The 14,570-nt window shown below is 62.2% G+C and carries 7 protein-coding genes; 5 read left to right on the top strand and 2 right to left on the bottom strand.

Going from position 1 to position 14,570, the window contains the following annotated elements:
* Nucleotides 1-43 precede the first annotated feature (43 nt).
* Nucleotides 44-6,454, bottom strand: coding sequence for a non-ribosomal peptide synthetase (locus LIS66_RS10795; protein WP_227974222.1), 6,411 nt, complete (start codon nt 6,452-6,454; stop codon nt 44-46).
* A 474-nt stretch (nt 6,455-6,928) separates the two neighbouring features.
* Between LIS66_RS10795 and LIS66_RS10790 the strand changes: the two genes are divergently transcribed.
* The 4 genes from LIS66_RS10790 to LIS66_RS10775 all read left to right on the top strand — a co-directional run bounded on the left by LIS66_RS10790 (nt 6,929) and on the right by LIS66_RS10775 (nt 10,400).
* Entirely contained in the window at nt 6,929-7,723 is a 795-nt protein-coding gene (locus tag LIS66_RS10790; RefSeq protein WP_083353086.1) for a helix-turn-helix transcriptional regulator, read from the top strand.
* An 83-nt stretch (nt 7,724-7,806) separates the two neighbouring features.
* On the top strand, nt 7,807-9,159 hold the full coding sequence (locus LIS66_RS10785; RefSeq protein ID WP_227974221.1) for an efflux transporter outer membrane subunit: 1,353 nt from the start codon (nt 7,807-7,809) through the stop codon (nt 9,157-9,159).
* Nucleotides 9,160-9,315: 156 nt separating this feature from the next.
* On the top strand, nt 9,316-9,921 hold the full coding sequence (locus tag LIS66_RS10780) for an SCO family protein (protein WP_227974220.1): 606 nt from the start codon (nt 9,316-9,318) through the stop codon (nt 9,919-9,921).
* Nucleotides 9,921-10,400: a copper chaperone PCu(A)C gene (locus LIS66_RS10775; protein ID WP_227974219.1), complete on the top strand. Its 480-nt coding sequence runs from the start codon at nt 9,921-9,923 to the stop codon at nt 10,398-10,400. Before LIS66_RS10780 ends, LIS66_RS10775 begins: the two co-directional genes overlap by 1 nt.
* 550 nt (nt 10,401-10,950) lie before the next feature.
* On the opposite strand, the gene LIS66_RS10770 is transcribed toward LIS66_RS10775, so the two are convergent.
* Nucleotides 10,951-11,967 carry an ABC transporter substrate-binding protein gene (locus LIS66_RS10770; RefSeq protein WP_065617021.1) on the bottom strand — a complete coding sequence of 339 codons (1,017 nt, stop codon included), beginning with the start codon at nt 11,965-11,967 and terminating at the stop codon, nt 10,951-10,953.
* 328 nt (nt 11,968-12,295) lie between these two features.
* Here LIS66_RS10770 and LIS66_RS10765 point away from each other — a divergent pair, with 328 nt between their 5' ends.
* Nucleotides 12,296-14,506: an LTA synthase family protein gene (locus tag LIS66_RS10765; protein ID WP_227974218.1), complete on the top strand. Its 2,211-nt coding sequence runs from the start codon at nt 12,296-12,298 to the stop codon at nt 14,504-14,506.
* The last annotated feature ends 64 nt before the right edge of the window (nt 14,507-14,570 follow it).

Genomic DNA, 14,570 nt, shown 5'->3' with positions numbered 1-14,570 from the left:
GACAAGCCCCGCTCCGCACAGCAGCGCAGACGCCCTGGCGCGGTCAGATCCGCCGCTTGCGGTTGAGCTGCGGAATGGTGGTGGGCGCGATGTCGACCTTGTGCGTCTGCCGCGAGGTCTGCGCCGCCAGTGCCGCCAGCGTCGGCTGACTGAACAGCGTGCGGGCGTCGACGTGCAGCCCGGCCTGACGCATGCGTGCCACCAGACTCACCGCCAGCAACGAATGCCCGCCCAACTCGAAGAAATTGTCGTTGCGCCCGATCTGCTCGATGCCCAGCGTCTCGGCCCAGACCCGCGCCACGGCCTGTTCGAGGTCGCCCTCGGGCGCCACGTAGGCGCGGCTGAGCAGGTGTTCGGCGCCGGGGGCCGGCAAGGCCTTGCGATCAACCTTGTCATTCGGCGTCAGTGGCATCGCCGCCAGCAGCACGAAGGCGGCTGGCACCATGTACTCGGGCAATTGCTGCAAGACATGCTCACGCAGCGCTTCGATGGCAGGCGCCGGGTGGCCTTCGCCCACGGTGAAATAGGCGACCAGGCGCTCATCGCGCACCAGCACCACGGCCTGGCGCACGGCGGCATGCTCGAGCAGCCGCGCTTCGATTTCTCCCGGTTCCAGACGCAGGCCGCGCAGTTTCAGCTGGAAGTCGGTGCGGCCGAGAAACTCGAGATTGCCGTCTGCCTGATAGCGCACCCGATCGCCGCTGCGATACAAGCGATCACCCGCCACAAATGGGCTGTCGATAAAGCGTTCGGCCTGGATCTGCGGCAACTGGTGATAACCGCGAGCGACGCCAACGCCCGCGATGTGCAGCTCGCCGCTGACGCCCAGTGGCACCGGCTGATCGTTGCGATCGAGCACATACAGCCGCGTATTGCACAGTGCCTTGCCGATCGGGATGACCCGCTCGGGCACCGGGTCATGGGGTTCTAAGGTCCAGGCGCTGCTGTCGACCGTGGTTTCGGTCGGGCCGTACACATTGTGCAGGCGCACCCACGGCAAGCGATCGCGCATGGTACGGACCATGGCGATGGTCAGGTCGCCGCCGCCGCAGAACACGTCGGTGAGGCTGGTGCAGCTGCTGACGTCTTCCTGCTCGAGGAACTGCTGCAACAACGCCGGGACGAACTTGACCACGCTGATGCGCTGTTCACGAATCACTTGCGTGACGTAGGCCGAATCGCGGTTGCCGTCGGGGCGCGCCAGCACCAGGCGCAGACCGGCGCTCAACGGCCAGAAAATCTCCCATACCGAACTGTCGAAACTGAACGGCGCCTTTTGCAACAGCGCGCCGTCCTCGGTCGGCGGGCGGATCTGCGAGCCCCAGTGCATCAGGTTGCAGACACTGCGATGCTCGATCATCACGCCCTTGGGCGTGCCGGTAGAGCCCGAGGTATAGATCATGTAAGCCAGGTTCGCCGCACTCAGGTCCGCCACCTGCAGATTATCGCTTGATGCCTCGTCCCAAGTGCTGCGGTCGAGGTCGACCACGGTTACATCCGTGTCACCCAGCAGGTCGCGGGTCGCTGCATGCAGCAGCACTGCCACCGGAGCACTGTCGCGCAACATGAATTCAAGACGCGCCAACGGATAATCCGGGTCCAGCGGCACGTAGGCGCCACCAGCCTTGAGAATCGCCAGCAGGCCGATCACCAGCTCGAGACTGCGCTCGACACAAATCGCCACCCGCGCATCGGGTCTCACGCCTTGCTCACGCAGGTGACGGGCCAGACGGTTGGCCTGTTCGTTAAGTTGCCGCCAGCTCAGGTGCGCGTCGCCGGCCTGTAAGGCAATCGCGTCCGGTCGGTGTTGCACCTGCTGCTCGAACAACACGTGCAGCGGTTGCTCGAGTGGGCAGTCAACTGCGGTGGCGTTGAAGCAGGTCAACAACTGATCTCGCTCTGCCGGTGACAGAATCGGCAGTCGGCTCAGCGGCAGATCCGAGTCATGCTCCAGTGCCTCGATCAGCCCGCCCAGGGCCGTGTGCATGTAGTCGCCGATGCGGTGCGCGCCGATGCTGGTCACGGCTCTGGCGGTCAACTGCAAACCATCGCCGAAATCGTCGACGCTCAGGGTCAGCGGGTAGTTGGTGCGTTCTTCGTTGGCGAGGGTTTCGATGCCCTGCCACTGCGGCCCTTCTGCCTGGCCGAGCTGTCGCTCGCTGTGGCGATAGTTGAGCAGTGCGCTGAACAGCGGCGTCGGCGCGACCACGCCGCTGCAGCGTTGGGCCAGTGCCAGCGATGCGTGTTCGTGCCCGAGCAAACCGGTCAAGCGCCGGTGGGTCGCCTGCACGGCGGTTCGCGCCGCAGCGTCGACATCGACGCGCAACGGCAAGGAATTGATGAACACCCCCAACGCACGATCAGCGCCGGCGCCGCCCTGCATGCGGCCCATCAACACCGTGCCGAACACCACGCGCTCCTGCCCCGAGGTTGCCGCCAGTACCCGCGCCCAGGCCAGATGAATCAGGCTGGCGACGCTGACACCGAGTCGGCGCGCCTGCTGGCGCAGTCGGCCATCCAGTTCGCTGGCCAGATGTTGCTGCGATTCTTCGATACCCCGGCCATCGCCTTGTACGTCGTGCAAACCGAACGGCAAGGTCGGCTCATCGATATCGCCGAGCATTTCACGGAAGAAGTCCTCATGTTCCGCTTCGCTGACGCCCAGCCGCGCTTGCGCCACATAATTGCGGTACGGCACCGCCGGCGGCGGAGGCTCGCGCAGTCCGGCGAGGCTGGCGGACATTTCTGCGCGCAGTACTTCAAGGGCTATGTGATCGAGCGCGAGGTGATGGAACAGCAACACGCCGACCAGCCGCGAGTTGGCGGGATCATGGGCAAACAGCAAGCGCAGCAGCGGTGCCTGACTGACGTCGAGGCGATAGCGTCGGGCATCGAAGCGCTGATGCAATTGCTCAAGAACGTCGCCTTGGGCAGGATCGATTTCGATCTCCTGCAGCGGCAGTTCGGCGTGGCGCAGCACCACTTGCACTGGCGTGACCAGCCCCTCCCAGACCACCGCGGTGCGCAGAATGTCGTGGCGCGCCATGACCGCACGCAAAGCGTCGGCGAAGGCCTCGACGCGCTCCAGACTGGCAAACGCCAGATGTGATTGCAGCAGGTACGGATCGCCCTGCGCGGCGGTGATGTGGTGATAAAGGATGCCGTCCTGCAACGGCGCCAGCGGGTAGATATCCTGCACGTTGGCCGCGCCGCCGGGCACGCTGGCGACAACGCGATCGAGAGTGGCCTGATCCAGCTCGATCAGCGCCAGCATGTCGGGGCTGAGAGCGGTGCAACCGGCGGCAATGCGATTGGCCGGCACTTCGATTTCGCGCCCACTGCCAACGGCCGCCGCCAGTGCGGCGAGCGTCGGTTGGCCAAACAACACGCGCACATCACAAGTCATGCCGAGCTGACGCATACGTTCGATCAGGCTCACTGCCAGCAGCGAGTGCCCGCCCAGTTCGAAGAAATGGTCGTGGCGCCCGACTCGTGCTACTTGCAAAACCTCGGCCCAGATCTGCGCCAATACGCTTTCCACTTCGCCTTGAGGCGCTTCATATTCACGGCGTATCAACGCTTCAGCGCCCGGGGCCGGCAAGGCCTTGCGGTCGATTTTGCCATTGGCGGTCAGCGGCATCGCCGGCACACGCACGTACGCCTGCGGCAGCAGGGCACTGGCCAAATGCGCTTGCAGAAAGGTGTGCAACTCAAGGACTTGCACCGGTCGGCGTTCGCTGAACCACGCCAGCAACTGGCCGTCCCGCGCCAGCACCACTGCCTCCTGAACCGCGTCATGGCGACTCAGCGCGGCCTCGACTTCGCCCGGTTCCACACGCACACCACGGATTTTCACCTGATCATCGCTGCGCCCCTGATATTCAAGGGTGCCGTCGGCGCGCCAGCGCACCAGATCGCCGCTGCGATACAGGCGCGCCGCCGGGTCAGTACTGAACGGGTCGCGCAGAAAGCGTTCGGCCGTCAGCTCCGGGCGATTCAGGTATCCCCGGGCAATACCGGCGCCGCCGATGTACAGCTCGCCGGTCACGCCGATCGGCAGTGGCCGCTGCTGTTGGTCGAGGACATGCACCGTGGCGTTGCTCACTGGTCGGCCGATATGCAGCGCTCGTCCTGGCTCGATTCTGCCGAACGTCGCGACCACAGTGGCCTCGGTCGGGCCGTAGTTGTTGATCACTTCGAATGACTGCGCACGATTGAACTGGCGCAGACGATCGCCGCCGATCAACAGGGTGCGCAGGGTCGGATGCTTGATTTTGCGGCTGAAGACATATTCGGCGACGGGCGTGGGCAGGAAACTCACATCCAGCGGTTGCGAACGCCACCAGGTCAGCAGCGCATCGATGTCTTCGCTGCCTTCACGGGCCGGTGCCAGATGCAGGGTCGCGCCAGCACACAGGGCCGGCCAGACTTCCCAGGCCATCGCGTCGAAGCCGAATCCGGCGAGGCTGGAGGTGTGCTGGCCGGGGCCGAGGCTGAAGGCCTGACAATGCCAGTCGATCAGATTGCCCAACGTGCGATGCTCGACCATTACGCCTTTGGGCAGGCCGGTGGAGCCGGAGGTGTAAATCACGTAGGCGAGGTTGTCCACGGTCACTCCCGCCACTACCGGGTCGGCCTCGTTGGCGGTCGGCCAATCAGGTTGATCAAGGGCAATCACCGGCACCTGCAGCAGCGGCAAGCGAGCGCGCAAATCACTGTGGATCAGCACGGCCAGCGGTGCGCTGTCCGTCAGCAAATAGCTCAAACGCTCGCGCGGCTGCGCCGGGTCGATCGGCACATAAGCGGCGCCGGCCTTGAGCACAGCGAGCAGTCCCGCCAGCGTATCGAGCCCGCGCCGGGCGACCACGGCGACGCGATCATCGGGTTTTACCCCGAGTTCAAGCAGATGTCGGGCGAGGTCATTGGCTTGGCTGTTGAGTTGGCCATAGGTCAGTTGCTGCCCTTGATACACAGCAGCGATGGCGTCAGGGCGCTGGTCTGCTTGCGCGCTGAAACGCTGGGCAATGGTCTGGCCCTGCGGAAAATCCATCCGCGTGTCGTTCCATTGCTGCAACAGCTGCGCTTCGTCTGCGGTGCTCAGACCGAACTCTGCCGTCGACAGCGCCGGTTGCTCCAGCCCCTGCTCGAGGATCAACAGCAACCGTGCGCCCAGCGCTTCAACTTCCTGGGCATCGAAGTACGCCTGGTCGTAGACCAGATGCAGCCAGGCCTGAGCGTCGAAGCGATTGCTGCGCAGATGGATCGCCAGCGGTGTGGCTTCGTGGCCGTTGGAGACTTTGACGGTGCGCGCCGAGGCCGCGCCGTAGCGGTAATCGTGGTCGTCCTGCTCGTAGGACACCGATACCTCGAACAATTGGGCGCGGTCCTCGCGCAGCAGGGCGAGCGCGCGATTCATTTCACTCAGGGAAAACCGCTGATGGCGCAGATCCTGTTTCAGCTGCGCGGCGATGGCTTGCACCAACTGCGCAAATGGCAAGTCCCGAGCAAAATCCAGGCGCACCGCGCTGACCTGGGCGAACAGGCCGAGGGTGGTTTTGAAACGGGCACCGGAGCGGTTGAGAATCGGCAGGCCCGCCACCCAATCGTCGCGTTGCGCGGTGCGGCTGAAATACACGTGCAAGGCCGCCAAGAAAACATGAAACGCCGAAGCGCCATGCTCTCGCGCCGCTTGCTGCATGCGCTGATGCAGCAACGCGGGCATGACTTGCAAATGTGCCTGCGCCGCTCGCGACACTTGGCCGGAATCCTGACGATGGCGCGGCAGGAGCAACGGCTCCGGCGGCGTCCGGTACTTGTCCAGCCAATAGGCGCGATCGCGGGCGTGCCGATCCGAACCCTGATAGCGCGCGTCGTCGGCAATGAAATCGACATAGGACGGCGCCGAAAGGGTCGCTGGTTGTCCCTCGCTCAGTGCACTGTAGATCTCGCCCAGCGACTTGAGCATCTGGCCAAAGCCCCAACCGTCGAGAATCAGGTGATGGGCCTGGGTCGCCAGCCAATGACGCTCTTCGTCCAGACGAATCAGACAGAAACGGAACAACGGCTCGCCGTCCAGGCGATAGACCTGCTGCATTTGCTGCTTTACCAACGCCTGCGCCGCCGCTTGCGCATCGTCCAGCGCCGCTAGATCAAACAGCGGCACGGCCACCGGTATCGTCGAGGCGAAAGTTTGCAGGGGCATGCCATCGGCCCCGGCGCCCGGCAACAGGACGGTGCGTAACGCATCATTGTTGGCGACCAGCGATTGCAGCGCTGCCTGCATGACCGCTGGGTCTAGCGGGCCATTTAGCTCTACGTATCCGCCAATGTTGTACAGCGGCGAATCACCGCGACTGAGTTGATCGAGCCAGATATCTCGTTGGGCGGCGGTCAGCGCAAAGGTTTCGCGAGGCACGGACAGATCGTCCGCTGCGGGAGCAGAAGTAGGCTGCATAAGATCCATCTCATGTGATTTGCCGGATATTCAAGCATCGGCCCCGTTTACGGGATGACACCTGAAACCCGGACAAGCGCAACGCTTCCCTGCCCCGCTCGCCCTGAAACCCCCGAACTCAGGGGCGCCGTGCCCTGCCTGCTGAAGCAACGACTGAAAAATCTGTAGGAAAAACACCATTCCGAGGTAGCGCTTTTCGCTGGGCAGTCGACGCCGAGAAGACTTCATCTGCCGATAATCCGGGCGTTCGGCATGACTCATCAGTCACGCATGCCGATTGAGCGCAGCCGCCTGCCATCAGCATCTCAGCGGAAATAGTGGCACTTTGTGTCCCTGTTTTCCCCTACAGACGCAGGACAAATGCATAGGATTAAATTCCGCTGCAGCTCAGTTCAAGGAGAAATGATTGCGCGGTGACGTGTGCATGAGCGGTAGACGAAGCGGTGATGACTCTGAACCAGGGATGAGAAGGATATGAATCTGACCGGCAGTATTCGCAACATGGAAAACCCGCATTTCTACTGGCAACTTGGAGAGTTGATAGCCAGCACCGGCGACGATCATTTCGCCAGCAACATGTTCCAGTTGGTCGACACATTGGTGCCGGTCAACCGCCTCGACCTCAGTGAGTGGACGCTGGATGAGCGTCAGGCCAGCGTGGTCGAGATCAAACCGCTGGGCTGTGCGGGCCTGCCCTCGGCTGGCGAATGCCATGCAGCGATCGAGCGCCCGGACGATCATCCGCTGTTGCAGAAAATGATCGAGATGAACGACTCACTGCTGATCCAGTTGAAAGCCTCCCTGCTGCCACGCCATCCGCAACACGGCGTGCATCAATGCAATCTGGTGTCGCGCACGTCCAATCGCCGGTGTGTGATCTCGGTGTACCGGCCGCATACCCAGCGGGTGTTCTCCCTGCCGGAGCTGGCGTTTCTGAAAAGCCTGTCCGACACCTTGCTGCCGCTGATCGAGCGACACGCGCAAATGACCCGACAAAGCCTCGCCCGCTTGCCTCGCCCGGCGCTGGCCGAGCTGGAGCAGGCGCCGCTGGCGCAGGTCTTCGATGAGCGGCTGGCGTTGAGCGCCATTGTCCTGTCGGCCCGCGAGAAGGAAGTCTGTCTGGGCCTGCTGACCGGGGCCACCGTGCCGCAAATGGCGGAAAAACTGCGGGTCAAAAACAGCTCGATCGAGACGTATCTCAAGCGCGCCGCCGCCAAACTGGGTGTCAGCGGGCGACATGGCCTGGCAAAATGGATGGCCGGCGCTTGAACCCTTCTCGACCTTTACCGCATGTGCAGCCGAAACGCAGGTGTTCGAGCTTACGCCTTCCCCTACTGTGCACGGCTCTACTCATGGCCGGGTGTTCGCTGATCCCTGATTATGAGCGACCGCCGTCGCCAAGCGCCGCGCAGTACCCGGTGGCGACCCAGCCGACCACGAACCGCGAAGAGTGGCACACGCTGTTCAACGACCCGGCCCTCAAGCAACTGATCGAAACCGCGCTGAGCAATAATCGCGACCTGCGCGTGGCAGCGCTGAATGTTCTGGCGTTTCAGGCGCAATACCGCATTCAGCGCGCCGACGTGCTGCCGGCGGTGTCGGCCAACGCCAACGAGTTGCGCCAGCGCCTGCCGTCCAGCGTCACCGGCGGCCCGGCGCAAATCACCTCGGCGTACACGGTCAATCTGGGCATCAGTGCTTATGAGCTGGATCTGTTCGGTCGGGTGCGCAGCCTCAGCGAACAAGCGTTGCAGAGCTGGCTCGCCACTGAGCAGGCGCGACGCAGTGCCGAGCTGAGTCTGGTGGCCAACGTTGCCAGCGCCTATCTGACCTGGCGCGCCGATCAGCAATTGCTGGAACTGAGCCGCGACACCCTCGCCGCGGACGAGCAGAGCCTGCACCTGACCACGCGCAACCGTGAGGCTGGCAAGTCTTCGGCGCTGGAACAGGCGCAGGCGCGGACCAGCGTCGACAGTTCGCGGGTCAATCTGGCGCGCTATCAGCGTCTGGTCGCCCAGGACCTGAACAGCCTGACCTTACTGGTGGGTGCGCCGGTACCCGAGCAATTGCCGGCGCTGCCACTGGCCAGTGAGCTGGTATCGCCGCTGCCGGCCGGGCTGCCGTCGGATCTGTTGCAACGGCGCCCGGACATTCTCCAGGCCGAATACCGGCTCAAAGCCGCCAACGCCAACATCGGCGCGGCGCGCGCAGCGTTTTTCCCCAGCGTGAGCCTGACCGCCAGTGCCGGGACCGCCAGTCGCGATCTCTCCGGGTTGTTCAGCTCAGGCTCCGGCGCGTGGACGTTCCAGCCGCAGATCAGCCTGCCGATCTTCAATGCCGGCAGCCTGCGGGCGAGTTTGGACTACGCGCGGCTGCAAAAAGACGTGGCCGTCGCCGAGTATGAAAAGTCGATCCAGACGGCGTTTCAGGAAGTCGCCGACGGACTGGCGGCGCGCAGCACCTATGCGCAGCAACTGGAGGCCCAGCGCGATCTGGTGCAAGCCACGCAGGACTACTACAACCTGGCGCAGAACCGTTATCGCAACGGCGTCGACAGCAGCCTGACCTTTGTCGATGCGCAGCGTTCGCTGTTCACTTCGCAACAAGCCTTGATCAGCGACCGCCTCGCGCAACTGGTTGCAGAGGTCAATCTGTACACCGCGCTGGGCGGTGGCTGGCAGACGCAGGAGCCTGCGCTGCGCTGATCTTCAGTCATTTCTTCTTACACCTTTTGTCGCCCGATCCGGCACCGCGCGGCGATCGGCGGCCGGCGATCAGCCTCAGTTTGCTATCATGCGGCGCTTTTACGGTTAACCCCCCGCCAGTCCTGCCGACTTGCGGGCTGCAAAAGGCGGTATTAGATGACGGCTTTGTTGACTCGCCGCAAGGTACTTGCGGGAATGGGCGTGCTCGGGCTCGGCCTGCTCGCCGGTTGCGATACCCGTGGCCAACTGTCGTACAAGTACGGCAAGGATCTGAGCGACAAGATCCTCGGACGCACCTTCAAGCTGAAGAACCCTGAAGGCGAAACCATGTCGCTGTCGAGTTTTCGCGGGATGATGCCGATGATCTTCTTCGGCTTTACCCAATGCCCGGCCATTTGCCCCACCACCCTGGCCCGCGCCGCGCAGATCAAGAAGCTCATGGGCCGCGACGGCGACCGCCTGCAAGTGGTGTTCATCACCCTCGATCCCGAACGCGACACGCCGCAGATCCTCGACGCCTACGTCAAAGCCTTCGACCCGAGCTTCGTCGCGCTGTACGGCACGCTTGAGGAAACCAAGGCCACCGCCAAGGAATTCGACGTGTTCTACGAAAAAGTCCCGGCCGGCGACACCTACACCATCTCCCACACGTCCACCAGCTACGTCTACGATTCGCGTGGTGAGTTGCGCCTGGGCCTGTCCACTTCGCTGACAGCCCAAGAGTGCACGGAAGATTTGCTTACTGTTATGGAGGTCTGCTGATGCATCCCGTTTTGAATCACCTCAAACGCACCGTATGTGCACTGTCCCTGCTCGGCCTGGCCTTCCAGGCGTCCGCGCAGACCAAAGTCGACGACGCCTGGGTCCGTGCAACCGTGCCGACCCAGTCCGCCAGCGGCGCGTTCATGACCGTCACTGCCGACATCGACAGCAAGCTGCTCAGCGTCGCCTCGCCAGTGGCCAAGGACGTGCAGATTCATGAGATGAGCATGAAGAATGACGTCATGACCATGGGCCCGGTGAAGTCGGTTGACCTGCCTGCCGGCAAAGCCGTGAGCTTCGACCCGAACGGCTACCACGTCATGCTGATGGGCCTGACCGGTCAGTTGAAGGAAGGCGACAGCGTGCCGTTGACGCTGACCGTGGAAAACGCCAAGGGCGAGAAAGAAATCATTGAGGTCAAAGCACCGGTTCGCGCGCTGACCAACATGGGCGGCCACGATCACAGCAAGATGCATTGATTGCTGACGGACATGCTATTCGCCTGGCAGAAAAACCTGTGGGAGCGAGCTTGCTCGCGATGGCGTCAGGTCAGGCAAATCACCTGTGGCTGAAACTCCGCTTTCGCGAGCAGGCTCGCTCCCACAGTAGTGCCGGGTGAAGCCCCATTTCGCATCCGCCACAAATCCCCTGTAGGAGCGAGCCTGCTCGCGATCACGGTGTGTCAGTCACGAAAATGTTCAATGACCTGACGCCATCGCGAGCAGGCTCACTGCTACAGTAGTTCCGGGTGATGCCCCATTTCGCATCCGCCACAAATCCCCTGTAGGAGCGAGCCTGCTCGCGATCACGGTGTGTCAGTCACGAAAATGTCGAATGACCTGACGCTTTCGCGAGCAGGCTCGCTCCTACAGTAGTTCCGGGTGATGCCCTATTCCGCATCCGCCACAAATCCCCTGTAGGAGCGAGCCTGCTCGCGATCACGGTGTGTCAGTCACGAAAATGTCCAATGACCTGACGCCATCGCGAGCAGGCTCACTCCTACAGTAGTGCCGGGTGATGCCCAATCCCTCAACTCCCCGCGCCACCATGCGCCTCTTCAAAGAAATAATCCTTCCAGCTCGCCGCCTTGTTTTTCAACACACCCAGTTCCTGCAATTTCTCGGCATAGATGAACGTGCGTTGCGGTACGACGGTGAAGTCGATTTCCGGATCTTTGACGATTTGCTCGACCAGGGCCAGCGGCAGTTTCGATTGTTCTACGCGGATGTAAGCCTGGGCAGCGGCGGGTTTGTCGGCCTTGATGATCTTCTCGGCTTCGGCCAGTGCGTCGTAGAACGCCTTGTAGGTTTTCGGGTTTTCGTCGTGGAATTTTTCCGTGGTGTAGAGCACGTTGAACGTCGCTGGGCCACCGAGGATGTCGTAGGAGCTCAGCACTTTATGCACGTTCGGGTTTTGCAGAGCCTGATACTGAAACGGCGGGCTGGAGAAATGCGAGTTGATTTCCGAGCCGCCGGCGATCAGCGCGGCGGTGGCGTCCGGGTGCGGCAGGCTGACCGAAATGTTGTCGAACTTCTTGAACTGGTCGTCGCCGAATTCCTTGGCGGTTTCGATCTGCAGCGTGCGCGACTGGAACCCCACGCCCGCGGCTGGCACGGCGATGCGATCCTTGTCGCTGAAGTCCTTGAGGGTTTTGATGTTCGGGTTGTTGGTCAGCAGATAATTGGGCATCGAACCCAGCGCGGCGATGGCTTTGACGTTCTGTTTGCCCTTGGTGCGGTCCCACACGGTGAGCATCGGTGGCACGCCGGCCGAGACCACGTCCAGCGCACCGGTCAGCAGCGCTTCGTTCATGGCGGTGGCGCCGGAAATGCTGTTCCAGTCGACCTTGATCTCCAGGCCCTGGGCCTTGCCATGTTTCTCGATCAGTTGTTGGTCGCGCACGACGTCGAGAATCAGGTAACCAATGCCGAATTGCTGGGCGATGCTGATCTTGCCTTCGGCCTGGGCGCCGCTACTGAACAGCGCGCCCGCTGCCAGAGTAGCGGCCAACAGAGTCAGCGCGGAACGTTTGAACGGTGTGGCCATGACAACCTCGCAGCATGGGGGTGGGCTGAAAGGCCTGACTTTATAGCTATAAAAAATAGAAATTAAATATCTTTATCGCATATCGATAGCACTGAGCGGTTTACTGTCTGTTGCGTGGATATCGCGAGAGGCGGACGGACTTACAACAGTCTGAAACAAAAAACTCCGCTGACTTCAAAGCCGCAATACGTCCAGAACCCGTGCCCGATCTGGGTCCACGACATTTAAAGGATCGCCAGCCGCAGGTTTAAAAAGCCGATCAGCCCGCCTGTCCTTGGTATCATCACCCACACTTTTTTGACCCTTTGATGACATGCAGGCCTTTTTTGTGAGTGCTCTTTTCAACTGGCTGCGGCGGCCGAATGCCCGCTTCCTGTCCTTGATCGTTTTGGTATTGATCGTACCGGTGTGCCTGCGCGCGGCGTTGGGCTGGTCGACACCGCTGGGCTTTTTGTCGGATCTGGCCGTCGGCAGTCTGCTGGTGGTAACACTGCATCGTCGCGCCTGGTGGCTGGCCTTGCCGGTGCTGGTGTTCTGGGCGCTGCTGGCGATCGCCACGGCAGAACTGGTCAGCGCCGTCGGCCGCCTGCCGACGCCTTCGGATATTCACTATTTGATCGACCCGCAGTTCGTCGAGAATTCCACCGGCGGCGGACTTGCGCACCCTGCCCTGGCTTTCGCTTTGTTGGGGGCATTGAGTTTCTGGCTGCTCACTCAAGTGGCCGGACGTGGTCTGTCTCGTCCGGCACTGCCGCGCGCGTTCTGGGCCGCGCCAATGGTGTTGTTCGCCGCACACTGGGCTGCGCAAAACCTGTGGCCGAACGACGGCGACGCATGGCGCCTGTACAACCTGTCGCATCAACTGCTCGCCAGTGAAGTCGCCGACCTGCAGATCCAGGCCGAGGAATGGCTGGACGGTGACCTCGAAGAGCCGACGCCCGCAATGGCGGGGCTCACCGACGTCGACCTCAATGGCCAGAAGCTGCTGACCGCGCCGGGTCAGGCGCGCAACGTGTTGATCATCGCCCTGGAAGGCATTCCCGGCGCCTACATCCGTGCCAACCGCGAGGCGATCGGCAGTCATTATCAGGAAGACCTGATGCCCAACCTCAGCCGCTGGGCCGAGCGCGGCATGAACACGCCGGATTACGTGCTGCACACCCATCAGACCATTCGCGGTCTGTACGCCATGCTCTGCGGTGACTACGACAAGCTCAACAACGGCACGCCCAAGGGCGTGGAAATGCTCACTCTCAACGAGCGCAATCAGGCCTGCCTGCCGGCGCAGCTGCGCGAGCACGGTTTCAGCACCCACTATTTACAGGGCGCCGGACTGCGGTTCATGGCCAAAGACAAGATCATGCCGCACATCGGTTTCGATGCGACCCATGGCCTGGAATGGTTCAGCAACAGCAACTATCTGGAGTTCCCGTGGGGCAAGGATGACAAGGCGTTTTTCGAGGGCGCGCTGGATTACGTCGGCCAACTGAAAAAGCACAAACAGCCGTGGATGCTTACGTTGTTGACGGTCGGCACCCACCAGCCCTACTCCGCACCGGACGATTATCTGCAGCGCTATGAGACGCCGAAGCAGGCCGCCGTCGGTTACCTCGACGATGCGCTGGACCAGTTTCTTTCGGGGCTGGAACGCCAGGGCATTCTGAAAGACACACTGGTGGTGATCACCTCGGATGAATCCCACGGCATCGACGGCGTGCGGCTGGCCTCTTCATGGGGTTTCAATCTGACGCTGGCACCGGAACAGGCGCAACTGCCGCGCCTGAATGCCGGGGTGTACGGCCACGTCGATCTGAGCACTTCGATCCTCGACTATTTCGACCTGCCCGTACCGACGGCGCTGAGCGGTCGTTCGCTGTTTCGCGACTACGATTCCGGGCGCGAAATCATGTCGTTCACCAACGGCAAACTGCGCTACCACAACGGTCAGGGCATTTTCTCCGAGTGCGACCTGCCGCGCCGGTGCCGCTATTACCAAAGCCCCGGCTTCATCGCCGAAAGCGCCACCTATAAAGGCACCTACAGCGGCCACCCGGCCCGGCAGATCGCCGCGCGCGCCGACGCCCTGGACCTGTCCTTGCTGCGCACGCCGCTCAACCATCGCTACCAGTTCGGCAGCAACAACATCATCCCTCTGCAAGCGCAGATAAAGGATGACTGGGCCGACAACCTGATCGGCGCGCAGTACCTGGAAATGCCCAAAGGCTCACACACCCGCGTACGCCTGACCGTGCGTTCGGTCGACCCGCAGCAGGCGGCGTACATTCAGCTAAAGGCCAAGGAATTCGAACAGGACGTGCAACTGGGTCTGCCGGCAGAAATGGTCGCCACGGCGGATCAGCCACTGGAGATGGATTTCAGTTTCGACAACCCACAACCGCGCAAGGCCTTTTCGTTTCATTTGTTGGGGTATGGGAATGGCGCGGTCGAAGTCAGCGACTTCAGCGTCATCACCGAATTGCCTGGCCAGGACGACATCCTCGACGACGTGCCGGAGGACGAGACCGCGCAATCGAGCTAACCCCTGTAGGAGCTGCCGAAGGCTGCGATCTTTGCTTTTGATTTATCGGTGAACAACAAGATCA

The sequence above is a fragment of the Pseudomonas sp. HN2 genome (genome assembly GCF_020736465.1).
In the GTDB taxonomy this organism is placed as follows: Bacteria; Pseudomonadota; Gammaproteobacteria; order Pseudomonadales; family Pseudomonadaceae; genus Aquipseudomonas; species Aquipseudomonas moraviensis_A.
This window is presented reverse-complemented; position numbering and strand designations above follow the sequence as displayed.